The organism is Frateuria terrea (assembly GCF_900115705.1).
Classification (GTDB): domain Bacteria; phylum Pseudomonadota; class Gammaproteobacteria; order Xanthomonadales; family Rhodanobacteraceae; genus Frateuria_A; species Frateuria_A terrea.
In genome coordinates this window covers 315,464-332,647 of the sequence record NZ_FOXL01000002.1, presented here as the reverse complement: position 1 = coordinate 332,647, position 17,184 = coordinate 315,464, and the positions used below count along the sequence as shown (strand labels likewise).

12 protein-coding genes and 1 pseudogene are annotated in these 17,184 nt (G+C 67.4%); 6 read left to right on the top strand and 7 right to left on the bottom strand.

Annotation, left to right across the window (positions count from 1 at the left end):
- The 4 genes from BMZ38_RS01555 (at nt 1) to BMZ38_RS01540 (ending at nt 3,726) form a co-directional block, all read left to right on the top strand.
- The gene (locus BMZ38_RS01555; protein WP_091333289.1) at nt 1-708 is read left to right on the top strand and encodes a YggS family pyridoxal phosphate-dependent enzyme; all 708 of its coding nucleotides are present in this window, start codon (nt 1-3) and stop codon (nt 706-708) included.
- Between the two features lie 226 nt (nt 709-934).
- On the top strand, nt 935-1,561 hold the full coding sequence (locus tag BMZ38_RS01550) for a C40 family peptidase (RefSeq protein WP_091333287.1): 627 nt from the start codon (nt 935-937) through the stop codon (nt 1,559-1,561).
- A 124-nt stretch (nt 1,562-1,685) separates the two neighbouring features.
- On the top strand, nt 1,686-2,336 hold the full coding sequence (locus tag BMZ38_RS01545) for a rhomboid family intramembrane serine protease (RefSeq protein WP_091333285.1): 651 nt from the start codon (nt 1,686-1,688) through the stop codon (nt 2,334-2,336).
- Nucleotides 2,337-2,361: 25 nt separating this feature from the next.
- A complete protein-coding gene (locus BMZ38_RS01540; RefSeq protein ID WP_091333284.1) occupies nt 2,362-3,726 on the top strand; it encodes an amino acid permease in 1,365 nt (454 codons plus the stop codon).
- Here BMZ38_RS01540 and BMZ38_RS01535 read toward each other — a convergent pair.
- The 7 genes and pseudogenes from BMZ38_RS01535 to BMZ38_RS01505 all read right to left on the bottom strand — a co-directional run bounded on the left by BMZ38_RS01535 (nt 3,723) and on the right by BMZ38_RS01505 (nt 15,861).
- Nucleotides 3,723-4,415, bottom strand: a complete 693-nt coding sequence (locus tag BMZ38_RS01535; RefSeq protein WP_091333282.1) for an aspartate/glutamate racemase family protein — start codon at nt 4,413-4,415, stop codon at nt 3,723-3,725. The genes BMZ38_RS01540 and BMZ38_RS01535 overlap by 4 nt on opposite strands.
- A 369-nt stretch (nt 4,416-4,784) precedes the next feature.
- A complete protein-coding gene (gene rapA, locus BMZ38_RS01530; RefSeq protein WP_091333280.1) occupies nt 4,785-7,625 on the bottom strand; it encodes an RNA polymerase-associated protein RapA in 2,841 nt (946 codons plus the stop codon).
- Between the two features lie 190 nt (nt 7,626-7,815).
- A complete protein-coding gene (locus tag BMZ38_RS01525) occupies nt 7,816-8,493 on the bottom strand; it encodes a Fe2+-dependent dioxygenase (protein WP_091333278.1) in 678 nt (225 codons plus the stop codon).
- A gap of 42 nt (nt 8,494-8,535) precedes the next feature.
- On the bottom strand, nt 8,536-10,845 hold the full coding sequence (locus BMZ38_RS01520) for a catecholate siderophore receptor Fiu (protein ID WP_091333275.1): 2,310 nt from the start codon (nt 10,843-10,845) through the stop codon (nt 8,536-8,538).
- 205 nt (nt 10,846-11,050) lie between these two features.
- Nucleotides 11,051-13,174 (bottom strand): M13 family metallopeptidase, encoded by a 2,124-nt coding sequence (locus BMZ38_RS01515; protein ID WP_091333272.1) that lies wholly within the window; start codon nt 13,172-13,174, stop codon nt 11,051-11,053.
- 173 nt (nt 13,175-13,347) lie between these two features.
- Nucleotides 13,348-15,133: pseudogene (locus tag BMZ38_RS01510) on the bottom strand (M14 family metallopeptidase).
- A 74-nt stretch (nt 15,134-15,207) separates the two neighbouring features.
- The gene (locus BMZ38_RS01505; protein WP_091333269.1) at nt 15,208-15,861 is read right to left on the bottom strand and encodes a DUF502 domain-containing protein; all 654 of its coding nucleotides are present in this window, start codon (nt 15,859-15,861) and stop codon (nt 15,208-15,210) included.
- Between the two features lie 138 nt (nt 15,862-15,999).
- On the opposite strand from BMZ38_RS01505, the gene BMZ38_RS01500 reads away from it, so the two are divergent.
- Together BMZ38_RS01500 and BMZ38_RS01495 are read left to right on the top strand one after the other, a co-directional pair.
- Nucleotides 16,000-16,512, top strand: a complete 513-nt coding sequence (locus tag BMZ38_RS01500) for an RNA polymerase sigma factor (protein ID WP_091333267.1) — start codon at nt 16,000-16,002, stop codon at nt 16,510-16,512.
- A 2-nt stretch (nt 16,513-16,514) separates the two neighbouring features.
- Nucleotides 16,515-17,180, top strand: coding sequence for a hypothetical protein (locus BMZ38_RS01495; protein WP_091333265.1), 666 nt, complete (start codon nt 16,515-16,517; stop codon nt 17,178-17,180).
- Nucleotides 17,181-17,184: the final 4 nt, after the last annotated feature.

The following is a 17,184-nucleotide window of genomic DNA, read 5'->3' as shown; positions in this document are numbered from 1 at the left end:
ATGGGCGAGACGGCCGACACGCTCGCCGCGCGCTGGGCCGCCGTGCGCCAGCGCGTGGACGCGGCATGCCGCGCCGCCGGCCGCGATCCGGCCGAGGTGACCGTACTGCCAGTCAGCAAGACCTTCGGCGTGGAAGCCGTTCGCGAGGCAGTGGCGTTGGGACTGACCCGCTTCGGCGAAAACAAGGTGCAGGAGTTGCGCGACAAGTCCGCTGCGCTGGCCGAGCTGCCGCTCGATTGGGTATTGATCGGCCACCTGCAGACCAACAAGGCCAAGGACGCCGCACGGCTGGCCAGCGAAGTGCAGTCGCTGGACCGTTTGGAGCTGGCCGAAGCGCTGCACCGGCGGCTGGGCGCCGAAGGCCGCGCGATCGACGTGCTGGTGCAGGTCAAGACCTCGCCCGAGGAAAGCAAGCACGGCCTGCCGCCGGACGAGCTGCCGGCCTTCCTCGACCGCCTGGGGGGCTACCCCACGCTCCGCGTGCGCGGCCTGATGACGCTGGCCGTGCAATCGGAGGATGACGCGGCCGTACGTGCCTGCTTCCGTCGGTTGCGCGAGCTGCGCGATGCCGCTACAGCTCGGGGCCACCAGCTGCCACGGCTGTCGATGGGCATGAGCGGCGATTTTCCGCAGGCGATCGCCGAAGGCGCGACCGAGGTGCGCATCGGCACGGCCATCTTCGGCCGACGCCCCGTGCCGGCCAAGTAGGCGCGCCGCGCGCGACGTATCCCGGGCGTGCCCGCCAAGGTGCGGGAGCTGGTGGGAGCTGGCTGCCGTGCTCCCGATCACACGCTTGTGTGAACGTTTCGAAACGCCGGGGTTTAGTTAACGTCAATCCAACATCCGGGCCGGATCGCTTTGCTAACTTCGATCCCTTGCCAGGCCGCGACCGCAGCCACGGCCAAAGCCTTCGTCAGCAAAGGGATTTTCCCGCATGCCCTTCCAGCGCCCGATCGTGACCGCCGCCCTGTTTGCCGCGCTGTTCGCGATCGTGCCTGCGCATGCTGCCGAGCCTGCCGCCCCGGCTGCTGTCGCCGCCGCGCCGCTGCTGGCGCTGCCGCTGGCCAACCTGGCACCGGCGCTGGCTCACGCGACCCTGCCGGCCGATCCGTCGGCGCTGGTGCCGGCACAGGCGAAAGAGTCCGAACCGGCCAGCGAAGTGGCCGACCTGCGCCAGGAGCTGGTCGCACTGGCGATGAAGCTGCGCGACGTGCGCTACGTCCGCGGCGGCCATTCGCCTTCCACCGGTTTCGATTGCAGCGGCTTCGTCCGCTACGTATTCGCCCATGCGATCGGCCTGCACCTGCCGGCCAATTCGGCGCGCCAGTTCCTGGCGGGCATCAAGGTCAAGCGCGACGACATGCAGCCGGGCGACCTGGTCTTCTTCCACACCCGCGGCAAGAAGCGCATCTCGCACGTGGGCATCTACCTGGACAACGGTCGCTTCATTCACTCGCCCTCGGCAGGCAAGTCGGTGGAAGTGTCCAGCCTGGACGAGGCCTACTGGGCCAAGCATTTCGCTGGCGCACGCCGGCCCGAGGGCATCGCGCAGAACGGTTGAATGGGAAACACCACGGGGGTTTCCGCAGTCGGGCCGCCAGCAGGCGGCCTTTTTTCATGCCCGGACAGCGTCCGTGTGCGGGTGCCGTTTGCGTTACCCTGACGAGGTCGCCATCGGATCCACCATGCCCTACCAGCTTCCCCCTGTCACCCGTAACCTGCTGATCGCCAATATCGCCGTCTACCTGCTGCAGATGCTGCTGGGCGACGTACTGGTATTGCACTTCGCCTTATGGCCGTGGGGGCCGGACCAGTGGGCGCAGACCGCCAATGGGCTGGTCGCTGTCGGTTTCCGGCCCTGGCAACTGGTGAGCTACGCGTTCATGCACGGAGGCCTGGAACACATCGCGTTCAACATGTTGGCGCTGTGGATGTTCGGCGGACCGATCGAGCGGCTGTTCGGTGGGCGCGAGTTCCTGCTGTACTACTTCGTATGCCTGGTCGTGGCGGCGCTGTCGCAACTGCTGGTGGTGCACTGGTTCACCCATGGCTTCTATCCGACGCTGGGCGCCTCCGGCGCGATCTTCGGCCTGCTGCTGGCGTTCGGCATGATGTATCCGCACGAGAAGATGATGCTGATCTTCCTGCCGATCCCGATGCCGGCCTGGCTGTTCGTGACCGGCTACGCCGTGATAGAGCTGGTGCTCGGCGTGACCGGGACGCAGGCGGGCGTGGCGCATTTTGCTCACCTGGGCGGCATGCTCGGCGGCTACGTGCTGATCGAATACTGGCGTGGACGGCTGCCGATCAAGCCGAAGCGCCGGTTAAATCGCTGACCCTTCCTTCCTTTACGGGCCTTACATGAGCGAGCAATTGCAGCGGCAGCTCACGCCGCGCCACATCACCTTCATGGCGCTGGGCATGTGCATCGGCGCCGGGCTGTTCCTGGGCTCGGCCAGCACCATCAAGTTGGCCGGGCCGTCGGTGCTGATCGCCTACCTGTTCGGCGGTGCGATGATCTTCGTGATCATGCGTGCGCTGGGCGAGATGGCCGCGCACGAGCCGATCGCCGGTTCCTTCAGCACCTATGCGCACAAGTACCTGGGGCCGTACGCCGGCTATCTCACCGGGTGGAACTACTGGGTGCTGATGATGGGCGTGGGCATCGCCGAAAGCACGGCGGTGGGCATCTATATGAAGGACTGGTTCCCCGAGCTGCCGCAGTGGATCTGGGCGTTCGCCAGCGTGGTGATGATCGGTGGACTGAACCTGATGGCGGTCAAGGTCTATGGCGAGCTCGAGTTCTGGTTCGCGCTGATCAAGGTGCTCACCGTGGTGCTGATGATCCTGGGTGGCTTCGGGATGATCTGGCTGGGCTGGGGCAACGCTGGGCAGCCGGTCGGCATCTCCAACCTGTGGACGCACGGCGGCTGGTTCCCCAATGGCTTCACCGGCATGGTGCTGGCACTGCCGGTGCTGGTGTTCTCCTTCGGCGGTATCGAGACGATCGGTATGGCGGCGGCCGAAGCGGCGCATCCGGAACGCACCATTCCGAAGGCGGTCAACTCGGTGATCTGGCGCATCCTGATCTTCTACGTCGGCGCGCTGTTCGTGATCATGGCGATCTACCCATGGAACGAGCTGGGTACGCAAGGCAGCCCGTTCGTCACCACCTTTGCCAAGCTCGGCATTCCACAGGCGGCGGGGCTGATCAATTTCGTCGTCATCACCGCGGCGCTGTCCAGTTTCAACTCGACCACCTTCAGCGGCAGCCGCATGCTGCACAGCCTGGCCAGCAAAGGCCAGGCGCCGGCGGCGATGGGGCGCCTGAGCGCAAGCGGCGTGCCGGTGCGCGGTGTGCTGGTGACGATCTTCTTCCTGCTGCTGGGTGTGCTGATGAACTACCTGGTGCCCGAGCGCATCTTCGGCATGATCATGTCGATCCTGGCGTTCAACACCGTGTGGACCTGGGGCACCGTGCTGGTGGCGCACTGGCGCTTCCACCGCCGGCAGCCGGAGCCGTTGGCGTTCCGGTTGCGCCTGTGGCCGGCGAGCAGCCTGCTGGCGCTGGCCTTCCTCGCCTTCGTGCTGGTGATGCTCGGCTACAGCCCGGATACGCGCGTGGCGCTTTACGTCGGCGTGGCATGGGTGGTGCTGCTGACCGTGGCCTACTGGCTTTTCGGCATTGACCGCCGCATGCGCGCGAACCTGGCGACCGTGCCCTAAGCGAGCGCGAATTCCACCGCCGCGGCGGCGTGCAGCGCGGCGGTGTCGAACACCGGCACGCCCGCTTCGGCGTCGCCCAATAGCAGTCCCAGTTCCGTGCAACCCAGGATCGCGCCCTGCGCGCCGGCGTGCACGCCGGCGGCGACGAGGCGCAGTAGATACTCGCGCGCCTGTGGGCTGAACCGGCCGGCACAGAGTTCCTCGTAGATCACCCGATGCAGCTCGGCCCGTTCCGCCGGTCCGGGCACCAGGCAGCGCACGCCGTGGTCGCGCTGCATGCGGTCGCGGAAGAAGGGCTGCTCCATCGTGAATGCGGTGCCGAGCAACAGCACCGTGTTCAGCCCCTGCGCGCGGACTGCGCTGCCGGTGGCATCGACGATGTGCAGCAGCGGCAGCGGCGTCGCGGCTTCCACGGCAGCGGCCACGCGGTGCATGGTATTCGCCCCGATCAGGATGCAACCGGCGCCGCCGGCCTGCAGGCGGCGCGCGGACTCGGCCAGCAGTGTTCCGGCGCGGTCCCAGTCGCCCTCGCGCTGGCAGGTGGCGATGACCGAGAAGTCCAGGCTGTCCAGCAGCAGGCGCGCGGAATGCAGCGGGCCAAGGCGATCGCGTACGCCTCGGTTGATCAGGCGGTAGTACTCGACGGTCGATTCCCAGCTCATGCCGCCGATGAGGCCGATGGTGCGCATGCCTGCTTCCTTTGGGTAGGGGCGTGCAGTGTGGACCTGCGGAAGTCTTGATCTCAACGGTGGGTTCGCTGCACGGGGCAGCAACGTCGCAAGCCGCGGCCCCTCACCCCAACCTTCTCTCCGAAGGAGAGGGGAGTAGAACGTCGCACGCCTGCAGGCATCGGCCTCGGCGCATCCGAGCGTCTGCCGTTTGCACGCCTCTCTTGCCTCAACCCCCGAGCGCGCGCGGTAGAGCCGCTGCAGCTCGATTAAGAGCAAGGGACCAGTCCGTCCCAAAACGTGCCCAGTCGCTGAAAGGCTGCAGGCAGGCGACTGGGAAGAACGCGCCGATATTCCGGACCCGTTCCCGAAGGAAAGGCAGCAGGGCGCTCAGCGCAGGGCGAGGAAGTCCGGGCTGGCGATGAAGCGGACAGCGTCCAGGCGCAGGCGCGATTGCGGCAGCGCGGCGAGAAGGGCCGTGCGTTCGGCTTCCAGCAGCGCGATCTCCGCGGGGTTGATCGACGGATTGACCGCGCGCAGCGCGCGCAGGCGGGACAATTCCGCGTCCAACGTCGCAGTGGCCTGCGCAACGGCCTCGGCTACGTGTTCCCGTGCGCGCTCCCCGGCGATGGCCTCGGCCCTCTCCAGCATGGGCGGCACCAGTTTGGCGAGGAACTTGCGATAGCGGGGCACCTCGATATTGCGGTCGGCGGCCTTGCGCACGGCCGCTTCGCTGGGTTCGAATCCGGCGCGTTCGGCCAGCCGCGTATCGATGGTCACCACCAGCGGCAGCGCGGGCAGGAAACGCTCGGCGTCGAGCGTGCGGTCGGCCACGCATTCGAGCAGCAACACCGCCTGCAACAGCGCGCTGCGCGGCGGCAGGGCGTCGTCGACCATGAAGGCGGCATTGCCCTGTTCACCCGAAAGCGCCAGGTCCAGCGCGCCCTGCACCAGCGGGTGGTCGAAGCGCAGCAGCGGCAGTTCCTCGCGCGCCAGCGCTACTTCGCGCGCGAAGGTGGCCGAGATCGGGCCTTCGGCGAAGCCGGGCAGCGCGTCGGTGGAGAGGTATTGCGGGTCGAGCAGCAGTACCTGGCCGCCGAGTTCCTCGGCGTGGATGCCGAAGGCCTCCAGCAGGCGCTGGACATAGGAGTCGCGCGACGGGTCGACGTCCTCGCGTCGGAAAGCCTGGCCCAGCTCGTCGGCTTGCGGGTCGCGGCTGGCAGCCAGTTCGAGCAGGTGGTCACGGCCGGCACGGATGAGTGCGGCCAGTTCCTCGTGGCTGGCGCGGGTGTCGGCGATCAGGGCATCGAGCTCCTGGTCGCGGCTGTCGGCGTTGCGCGCATGCTCCTCGGCAAGGCGCACCAGCGGCTCGCCGTAACGACGCAGCAACTCGCGGCCGTCGGCCGGGCTGGAACGGAACGCGTCGATGCCCTCGTCGTACCAGCGCGCGAGCACGTGCTGCGCGCTGTCCTGCACGGCCAGGATGTGGATGGCGATGCCGTGGGTCTGGCCGATGCGGTCCAGGCGGCCGATGCGCTGCTCGAGCAGGTCGGGATCGAGCGGCAGGTCCCATAGGATCAGCCGGTGCGCGAACTGGAAGTTGCGGCCTTCCGAGCCGATTTCCGAGCACAGCAGCAGCCGCGCTCCGTCGGGCTGCGCGAAGTAGGCGGCGTTGCGGTCTCGCTGCACGATGCCCAGCCCTTCATGGAATCGGGCAATCCCGGCGCCGGTGCGGGTGCGCAGCGCTTCCTCCAGCGCCAGTACCTTGGCCTGGCTGCGGCAGATCAGCAGGAACTTGTCCTGGGGGTGCGCATCGAGCAGGGCGACCAGCGCGTCCAGGCGCGGGTCGGTCGCGTAGTCCAGTTCCAACACCGGTGCCGGTTGCTGGATGTCTGCATGGAATTCGGCGAGCAGCACCTGGCGGGCGTTTTCATCCAGTGCACCGGCATCGATCAGCTGCCATTCGGGCAAGCGGCGCGGAAAGCCGCCGATGCCCGCGCGGCGGTTGCGGAACATGGCGCGGCCGGTGCCGTGGCGGTCGATCAGCGCATCGAGCAACTCGCGCGCTGCGGCCGGGCGGGTGGTGTCTTCCAGCAACGCGAGCAGGCCGGCGTCACTGGCGAAGACCTCGCGCAGGGTGGTCCGATGCGCGTCATCCAGGGTCTCGCCCGACTGCAGCCGGTCGGCGATCGGCGAGAGCGCCTGGAAGCGCTCGGCTTCGGACAGATAGACGTCCAGGTCGTGGTAACGCTGCGGATCGAGCAGGCGCAGGCGGGCGAAATGGCCGCTGCGGCCGAGTTGCTCCGGCGTGGCGGTGAGCAGGATGACGCCAGGGGTCCTTGCGGCCAGTTGCTCGACCAGCGTGTAGCGCGGGCTGGCTGCCTCGGGCGTCCAGGCCAGGTGGTGCGCCTCGTCGACGATCAGCAGGTCCCAGTGGGTTTCCTGCAGCTGCCGCGCGCGCTTGGGGTTTTCTTCCAGGAAACGGAAGTCGGCGATGACCAGTTGCTCATCGTCGAACGGATTGCTGCCGTCACCGGACTGCTCCAGTGCCTCGCAGCGTTCCTCGTCGTAGATGGCGAAGCTCAGGTTGAAACGGCGCAGCAGTTCGACGAACCACTGGTAGACCAGCGTGTCGGGCAGCAGCACCAGTACGCGCGAGGCGCGGCCGGTGGCCAACTGGCGGGCGAGGATCATGCCTGCCTCGATGGTCTTGCCCAGGCCCACCTCATCGGCAAGCAGCACGCGCGGCGGGCGGCGCGAGGCGGCGATACTGGCTACGCGCAGCTGGTGGGGCACCAGGCCGATGCGCGCCGCTTCCAGTCCCCAGGTCGGCGAGCGGCGTGCCTGTGCGCGGCGGCGCAGGCCTTCCAGGCGCAGCTCGAACTGTGCCACCGGATCGGTGCGGCCTCCGACCAGGCGATCGTCGGCCTGGCTCACGCTCTGCTCGTCATCGAGCTGGCCCTCGTGCAGCTCGCGTCCTTCGCCGCGGTAGATCAGGAGCTCGTCCTTGATCTCCACCCGCTCGACAAGGAACGCCACGCCCTTGCCGGCCACGCGCTGGCCGGGACGGAACTCGGCGCGCACCAGCGGCGCCGAGTCGGCCGCGTAGGGCCGCAGCACGCCGGCCTTGGCGAACAGCACCTGCACGCCGCGGCCCTCCACACGCAGGACGGTACCCAGTCCCAGTTCGGGTTCGGCGGTGGAGATCCAGCGTTGACCGGGTACGAACATCGTGCTGCCGAGGTTGCATGAAGGGGCGCCGATTATCCGCTCCCGATCGTGTAGAGGGAACCGCTGTCGCCAAAGAAATGCTGTGCGCCGTCACCTTCTTCGCGCGGGAAGGAGCCCGGATGGGCCAGTGGTTAAGGCGTGACGAAAGTCCGGCAGGCCGGCGGTGCTCGAGTGGCCGTGCTTCGGTGGATCAGGTATCGGACCAGCGCCGCAGCAGGTTGTGATAGACGCTGCTCAACTGCAGCAGTGCGCCGGTATCGGCGCCGCTGTCGCTCAACTGGCGGATGGAGGTATCCAGCTCCAGCAGCAGCTGGCGCTGGCCATCGTCGCGCACCAGGCTTTGTGCCCACAGGAAGGCACCCAGGCGTGCTCCGCGCGTGACCGGCTGCACCCGATGCAGGCTGCTCGCCGGATAGACGATGGCATCGCCGGCAGCAAGCTTGACCTCGTGTTGGCCATAAAGGTCATTGATGATCAATTCGCCGCCCTCGTACGCCTCCGGGTCGCTGAGGAACAGCGTGCACGACACGTCGGTGCGCAGCTGGCCGCCGTCGGGCAGCGCCATCACTGCGCCGTCGACGTGCAAGCCATAGTGGCCACCGCCCTCGTAGCGGTTGAAGCGCGGCGGCAGCACGCGCTGCGGCAGCACCGCCGCATGGAACAGCGGATGGCGCCCCAGAGCGTCCAGTATCTCGCGGCCAAGCGTCGTGCGCAGCGGCGAGGCTTCCGGCAGCTGCTCGTTGCGTTTGACCCCGGCCCCCTGCGGACCGACCGTTTCACGGCCATCCGCCCAGTCCGCGGTTTCCAACGCCGCGCGCATGCGCATGACCTGCGCGCGATCGAGGACATTGGGGACGTGCAGCAGCATGGCGGTTTCCTGCGTTCCTTCAGAAAGGGAGGGCGGCCGGGCTCAGAAGCGGATGCTGGCCGTGAGCATTGCGGCGCGCGGCGTGCCCGGCACGTAACGGTAGCCGCTCTTGTTGATGGCGGCGATGTAGTCGCGGCCGAGCAGGTTGTAGAGGTTGAGCTGCAGGTCGAGATGGCGATTGGCCGGGAAGCTCGCCATGGCGTCGAACACCCAGTACGAACCGGTTTGGGCCGGCGTACCGATCGCGCCGTCGGTGCCGCGCTTCATCGAGCCGGCATAGCGCGCACCACCGCCGAGGGTGAGCCCGAACGGCAGGTGGTAGGTGGTCCAGGCGGTGAACGCGCGGCGTGGGGTGTAGGCGAGGTCGCGCGAGCCGTCGTTGCTGACTGCCTGGCCGGCGGTGACCTTGGCGTCCATGCGGGTGAAGCCGGCGCTGATGCCCCAGTCGTCGGTGATCCGTCCGACCACGCCCAGCTCGATGCCCTGCACGCACTTTCTGCCGGTCTGGTAGTACTGCTCGTCGACCGGGTCCTGGGTCAGCTCGTTGCGGACCACCGTGCGGTAGAGCGCCGCGGTGAACAGCACGCGCTGGTCGAGCAGGTCCCATTTGGTGCCCACTTCGGTCGTGCTGGCGTGCTGCGGATCGAGTTGCGGCTTGTCGGCGCTGCGCGCGGAACTGCTGAACAGCAGCGTGTTGCCGCCAGGCGGTTGCTGTGCCACGGCGAAGTTGGCGTAGATGCTGCCATTGGCCGCGGGCTTGTACAGCACGCCGAGCTTGCCGTTGGGCAGGGTATCGACGACGCGCGCCTTCAGGCCCTGCACGGGCGTGCCCTGGGCTAGCGTGCCGCATCCGGGCGCGTTGCGCGCGCCGCACAGCGCCATGCTGTCGTAGCGCGTGGTGTAGCGGTCCAGACGCACGCCGGCGGTGACCTGCCAGCGCTCGCCGAATTTCAGCGTGTCGAACACATAGGCCGCGGCGGTATCGGTGGTGCCGGTGCTCCAGGCACCGGTTTCGCCGTAGCGCAGGCCGCCCGCGCGCGGGTCCGGGCGATAGAGGTTCGCGGCCGGCCAGATGCTGCCGCCCAGCGGCGCGACGTCCACGGCGGTCGCCTTCTCCTCGGTCAGTTCCACCCCCGTGCTCAGGTCGTGGATGACTCTTCCCGTGACGAAATTCGCAGTGATGTTGGTCTGGTTGGTGAGGATGCGGTTGGACTGCCGCTTGAAGTTGGGATTGCTGCGAGCCAGGGCCCAGGTCGACGGGTCGGCAGGGTCCGGCGTCGACAGGTTGGCAGCGCTGGCCACGAAGGAGGTGAGCAGGTAGTCCTGATAGGTGCGTCCCCAGCGCGTGGTGTTGCGCAGCGCCATGTCGGGATTGAATTCGTGCTGCACGATCAGCGTGAGCATGTCCTCGGTCACGTGGTCGTGGTCTTGGGCGGTGCCGTAGAAGTTGTCGCTGTCGACGCGCGGCGCCTGGCCCAGCTGCGGGCGGGCGGGATCGGGTGTGGCGTAGCCGGGCAGGCCCATGGTTGGCACGCCGCCGTCAGGGATGTTGTCCTGCTTGACGTGCAGTGCATCCAGGTAGACGCGGGTGGGGGTGCCCAGCCCGAACGCCAGCGATGGCGCTACGCCCCAGCGGCGATGACGCACGCGGTCGCGGCCTGGTACGCCGCTGTCCTGGCCGACCACGTCAAGGCGGAACGCGTCATCCGCGCCGAACTGACGGTTGAGATCGGCGGTGGCGCGCTGCTGCTGTCCGTTGCCGTAGGCGACCGACGCAACGGCAGCGTCGGTGCGCAGCGGCTGGCGGGTCACCATGTTGACCGCGCCGGTCGGCGCGGTGCGGCCGTATTCGGTGCCGTCCGGGCCTTTGGTTACCTCGACCTGCTCGACATTGAATAGATCACGGGAGATCGAACCCAGGTCGCGCACGCCGTCGACGAAGATGCTGCCGGACGTGTCGAAGCCGCGCATGTAGATGCCGTCGCCGGTAGTCGTGCTGCCGTTCTCGCCAGCGTAGAACGTGCCCACGCCCGGGCTGTTGCGCAGGGCCTCGGTCAGCGTGGTGGCGCCCTGCTGCTCGAACAGGTCGCGCGTGATGACGCCGATGGTCTGCGGGGTGTCGATCAGCGGTTGGGTGAACTTGGGCGAGTCGACCATGTCCGCGCGGTAGCCGGCATCCAGGTTCGCATTGACCTCGATGCCGGGCAGACGCTTGGCGTCACGCACCTGCGGGTCGGCGGTGACGGTGGTGCCGGCGTATGCGGGCAGGGCGAGCGCCAGCAGGCTGGCGGCGGCGACGCTATAGGTCAACGAAGGGGGAGTGGGATGCTTGCGGCTGGTGATGCCGGCCATGGGAGTCCTTGTCTGGCAGGTACTGCAGGCCGCGAACTTTAATGAGAATGATTTGCAATCACAAGCCCGGGGTGGCAACTGCACTCCGATGGGACTCCTGATCCGGATGCGGAAGTGACAAGGGGTAACAAAAAAAGGCCCCGCCGAAGCGGGGCCTTGACCTGAAGCATGCTGGCGATCCCCTCCCGAAAGGAGGGGATGCGGCTTACCAGATCTTCACCTGCTTGTCGCCGGAACGCACCATCGCGTCGCCCGGCTTGCACTGGAACGCGGTGGCGAAGGCGTCCATGTTCGACGGCGCGCCGATCGCGCGCAGCGAGGCGGGAGCGTGCGGGTCGGTGTTGAGCTGCAGCACCGCCTGCTTCTCGCGGATGTTGCCGCGCCACACGCGGGCCCAGTTGAGGAAGAAGCGCTGGTCCTGGGTATAGCCGTCGATCTTTTCGCCGGCTTCCTGCGGGTTCTTCCTCAGTGCCGCCTGCAGTGCGTCGTAGGCCGCGTTCAGGCCGCCCAGGTCACCGATGTTCTCACCCAGGGTCAGCTGGCCGTTGACGTGCACGTCCGGCTTGTCCTTGATCGGGGTATAGCCGTTGAACTGGTCGACCAGCTTGGCCGTGCGCGCATCGAACTTGTCACGGTCGGCCTTGCTCCACCAGTTGACGTTGTTGCCTGTGCCGTCGAACTGGCTGCCCTCGTCATCGAAGCCGTGGCTGGCCTCGTGGCCGATCACCGCACCGATGCCGCCGTAGTTGATCGCGTCGTCGCCGTTGGCATAGAAGAACGGCGGCTGCAGGATCGCGGCCGGGAAGTTGATGGTGTTGTCGGTCGGGTTGTAGTACGCGTTGACCGTCTGCGGGGTCATGCCCCATTCCATGCGGTCGGTCGGCTTGCCAATCTTGTTGATGTCGTACTCGTAGTTGAACTTGGCGGCGGCCATGACGTTGGCGTAGTAGTTGTCAGGCTGGACCTGCAGGCCGGACCAGTCGCGCCACTTTTCCGGGTAGCCGATCTTGGGCAGGAAGGTATTCCACTTGGCGATCGCCTTGGCCTTGGTCTCCGGGCTCATCCAGTCGAGGTTCTCGATGCGCGCCTTCAGGGCGTTGCGCACGTTGTCGACCAGTACCTGCGCGCGCTCCTTGGCCTCCGGCTTGAACACCTTGTCCACGTAGAGCTGGCCCAGCGCCATGCCCATCGAATGGTTGACCGTGCCGAGCACGCGCTTCCAGCGCGGCTTCTGCTCGGGCTGGCCGGAAAGGGTCTTGCCGTAGAAGTCGAACGAATTGTCCTGGAACGCCTTGGACAGCAGCGGCGAGGCGTCGTCGATCACGTGGAAGCGCAGGTAAGCCTGCCACTGGTCGACCGGCGCCGACGCGAGCAGCTTGTCGAACTCCGCGAAGAACTTCGGCTGCGACAGCGAGAAGCCCTTGTCGACCTTCACGCCCTGGGCGTCGAAGAACTTCTCCCAGCTAAAGTGCGGGGTGATCTTGTCTGCCTCCTTCACGCTGACGAAGTGGTACTGGTGCTCGGGCGTGCGCAGCTCGACCGGGGCGAACGAGGCGCCGGCGAGCTTGGTCTCGAAGGCCATCACCTGGTCGGCCTGCTTCTTGGCATCGGCCTCGCTCACGCCGGTCAGCTGCAGCGTCTTGGCGACATAAGCCAGGTAGGCCTTGCGCTCGTCCGCATGCTTCGGATCGGTGTAGTAGTCCTTGGTCGGCAGGCCCAGGCCACTCTGGAAGGCGTAGCCGATCTGCATCTTGGCGTTCTTGAAGTCAGCCTCGGAGCCGAACGAGAACACCTGCTCGTCGCCGTCGCTGAAGCTCTTGTCGAGGTAGTCGGCTACGTCCTTGTTGCTCTTCAGCGCGGCGATGGCGTCGAGCTTGGGCTTGATCGGGTCGAAGCCGGCCTTCTCGATGGCCGCCTCGTCCATGCCCGAGGCGTACAGGTAGCCGATCTTCTGCTGGATCGAACCCGCCTGCGCGCCGGCGGCGTTCTTCGCCGCGGCGTCGACGATGTCGTGCTGAGTGTTGAGGCTGTCCTCGGCCAGCTTGTCGAACGCGCCCCAACGGGTGCGGTCGGAAGGAATCGGATTGGCGGCGACCCACTTGGCGTTGACGAACTGGTTGAAGTCCGCGCAGGCCTCGTTCGACGGGCCCAGCTCGCCGACGTCGAACACGCTCTTGGGCGCGGCGGCCATCGCGGTGGTGCCAGCGGCGGCCGGCGCGGTGCTGCTGGCGGCCGGCTTCTGCTCGGCGGCCTCGTGCTTGCCGCACGCGGTCAGCGAAAGCGCCAGGCTCACCGCGAGCGCCAGCGGCTTCAGATACTGCTTGGACATGGATTTCCCTCTGTGTGGTTCGCCGTACGGCGGTTGCGTTGTTGCCGGCCACGTCCCCCACGACGCGGCCACGGCCGGTCACGCTAGGCCATTGGTCATGGGGCAGACAGTGTCAAAGGTCAGGGGTGGGCTCCCCCGCGCTGGTGCGCCGTGGGAGGTCCGGAAGCCAAGGATCAGTGGGCAGGGCCGCTGTCCAGGGTCTTCAACTCGGCCGCGCCCAGCCGCAGCACGGGATATGCCCCCACCTCCTGCGCGGCGTACCAGGGCGACCGCTCGAAGAAGAACATCAGCCGGGCGGCCGGGTCGGCGGCGAAGGCGGGGTCGTCATGCACTTTGCGTTCGAAGGCTGCCTCCAGCGCCGGGTCGCTGGCCAGCATGCCGCGGGCGAGCTTTTCAAGGACGCGCGGTTCGCCGTATTCCTTCGGCTCGAAGATCGCGTCCAGGTAGCCCCAGCGCAGCATGGAGTCGGGCGCCTGGGGTTCGAGCAGCTCGATCGCCACGTTGGCCGCGCGCTGCCCCAGCGGCACGATCACCGAGCCGGTCGGCAGAATGGTTTCGCGCGGCACGGCATGGACCTGCACGTCGCGCAGCATCAGATGGCCTTCGAACGGATGGGCCGCCCAGTGCGGCTGGTCGAGCTGGTAGCCCTGGGCGCTGACTTTCATCGGTTCGGCCAGCCGGTGGTAGGTGATGCCGTGAGCGTCCAGCCGGTCGATCAGCACGGCCCACTGGGCCGGGATGGCATAGGCCGCCGGGGGCGCGATCGAGACATCGGACAGCAGGCCGTCCCAGTTGGGGATCGTGTAGCGCTGCGGATGCGTCGGGTCGTAGCGGATCCAGTCGCTGCCCGAAACGTCGCTGCGGGCGATGGTAAAGGCGTAGCCCTTGAGTTCGTACGGTGTTGAAGCGGGATCCAACTTGAAGGTGAGCGCCACCCGTGCCGCTGGATCGTGCGCGCGGGCGATGGTGCGCGCATCGGCCGCGGCAGTGGTTTTCAGCAACGCGCCCGGCTGTTGGCCAATGCGCTCGAGCAGCACGTCGACCAGGTCGTAGACCGCACGCACGCGCACCGCGTAGGTCTTGAGCATGTGCGTCTCGATCAGCAGCGCCGGACGGTCCTGCAACGCGGCGTAGCCGGTGGAGAAGCGCGGGCCGGAGCCGAAGTTCGTGATGCCCTTGCGGGGATCGCGGCCGTCCTTGAATTCCAGGTAGATCGAAGCGAGGTGGGCGCGCTTCGTAGGCGGGAATCGCCTCGTCCATCAGGCTGCGTTGCCAGGCGGCCACGCCCGGATCGAGCTTGTGCGGATCCTCGGTGTACCAGGTCAGGTCGTACTGGTAATCGGCGCCGTCGGTGGTGTGCACGTCGATCAGAAAATCGGGCAGCCAGCGTCGCCAGAGCTTCAACCACGCGCGCATTTCCGGCGCGTCGGCCTTGACGTAGTCGCGGTTGAGGTTGAGGTATTGCGACTGGCCGCGAAAGCCCATGCTTTGCGGGCCGTTCTGGTTGATCCGGTGGTAGGGGCTCGAGTTCTCGTGGCCGTCGACGCTGAACACGGGGATGTAGACCAGCACCGCGTGATCGAGCAGGTGCGGCAGCCTGCCGGTGACCGCGAAGTCGCGCAGAAGCATCAGGCCGGCGTCCTTGCCCTCGATCTCGCCGGGATGGATACCGGCCTGCAGCAGCACCACGGGCCGGTGCGCGGCGCGTGCGGCCTCGGGCGAGAAGACGCCGTCGCCGCTGGCAATCACTACCGTCATCGGCCGGCCCTCAGGGGTGGTGCCGAAGGTTTCCAGCTTCAGCTTGCCCGGCGCGGCCTTCTGCAGGCGCTGGAGATAGGACAGGGTGTCGGCGTAGCTCGGCGTGGTGCGGAAGTGCGAGGCCTCGGCCGGTGTGGTCCAGTCGGCGGCATGGGCGGCCGCGGCGAACGCCAGGAAGACGGGAAACAGCCAGCGACACATGGGGAACCCCTGTGGGAGCGCAGCTTGTGCGCGACAAGAAAGCGGCGATGCCAGGGCGACCTATCGGGTGCGCTCTACGACGTTTTCCGCGGGACGGCAGGCAGCGTATCGGGTGCTACCGCGCCGCCGGAAATGATGAAGGCCATGCCCTGGTCCATGGTCCAGTCCGTCGGCGTCAGCGCCTCCACCGGCAGGGTCAGCAGGAAGCCGCCGGTGGGGTTGGGCGTGGTCGGCACGAACACCGCTGCCATCTCGCGGCCGCTGCCTTCCTCGATCATCAGCCGGGTGACGAAGCCGATCGCCTTGCTGCCCGGGTGAGGAAAGTCCACGAGCACCACCCGCTGCACGCCCGAGGGTTTCTGCTGCAGCACCGCCATCAGCTTCTTGGTGCCGCCGTAGATGGTCTGCACCAGCGGGATGCGATGCAGCAGCCCGTCGAACGCGTGCAGCAGCCGTTGCCCGATCACGCGGCTGGCGAGAAAGCCCAGCAGGTACAGCGCCAGCAGCGTGATCAGCAGCGCCACGATCGGGATGAACCAGGTCCCGCCCAGCGCCGCGGCAGTGTCCGGGGCGACCAGTGCCAGCGCGCCCAGGCCTGCAGCGACCATCGGCGCGCCGATACCCGCCAGGAAGCCCAGTACGAACCGGAACACCGTCCAGGTCACCCACAGCGGGATGAAGGTGAGCAGGCCGGTAAGCAGGTAGCGTTTGAAGCGCAGGCGCGGCATGGCGGTTCGCGGGGAATGGGAAGGCGCATTGTAAGCCGCAGCGCGCTCGCCCGTAGGAGCCCGCCAGGCCGGTTACCGCACCTGTGATTTTTTTCGTGCGCAGGCGAATCATGAAGGAGACAGGGGAGTGCATGCGCCATGACGGATCGCCAACGCCAGTTCGAATCGCTGCTGCGGGAACATCGCCGGATCGTGTTCAAGGTGGCCAGCGTCTACGCCCGCGGCAGCGAGGACCGCAGCGACCTGGCACAGGAGATCGCGGTGCAGCTGTGGCGCTCCTTCGGCAGTTTCGATGCCGCCCGCGCGAAGTTCTCCACCTGGATGTACCGCGTGGCGCTGAACGTCGCCATTTCGCACGCCCGCCAGGTCGCGCGGGACGACCGCCTGGAGCCACTCGATGCCGCGCACCTGGAGCTTTCCGGCGACGCGGACGTGTCGCAACCGGACGAACGCCTGGTTGCGCTGTATGCCTTCATCGGCGGGCTCGATCCGCTCAACCGGGCGCTGATCCTGCTGTACCTGGAAGACCGCAGCCATGCGGAGATCGCCCAGGTGCTGGGGATCAGCGAAACCAACGTGGCCACCAAGATCGGCCGCATCAAGCAGAAGCTGCGCGGACAGATGGTCGTCGCGGCACCCACAGGAGCATGACCATGGAACTGGACGAGATGAAGCAGGCCTGGCAGGCGCTCGACCGCCAGCTGGAGCGGCAGCACGCATTGAACTGGCGGATCTGGCGCGATGGGCAGGCCGAGCGGCTGCGCCGCGGGCTGCGGCCGCTGGTGTGGGGGCAATCGATGCTGATCGTTCTCGGCATTGCGATCGCCTCGTGGGGCGTCAGCTTCTGGTCCTCGCACCTCGGGATCTGGCAGGCCATGGCCTGCGGCATCGCCATGCAGGCCTTCGGCACGTTGGCCTTCATCTTTCCGGCGCGCGTGCTCTGGCTCGTGCGGGCGGTCGACTACGCCGCGCCAGTGCTGCAGATCCAGCAGCGCATCGCGCGGCTGCGCGCATGGCGGGTGAAGGTGGAGGCACCGGTGTTCGCGGTGCTGGGTAGCGTGATCTGGATTCCCGCGATGCTCATGCTGGCCCAGTACGCCATGGATCGCGCCGGGGTGAACCTGTGGGGCGGGATGAAGGGTGCGGTGTCCTGGCTGCTGCTGTGCGCCGCGGGATCCCTGGCCGTGGTGGCGCTGGCCTATGTGCTGCTGCGCTGGTTCGGGCGCCGCCGTTGGCTGGAGGACAACTTCGCCGGGAGCGCGGTGCGCAAGGCCGAAGCGATGCTGGAGGAAATCGCCCGCTTCGAACGCGAGGCGTAGCAAG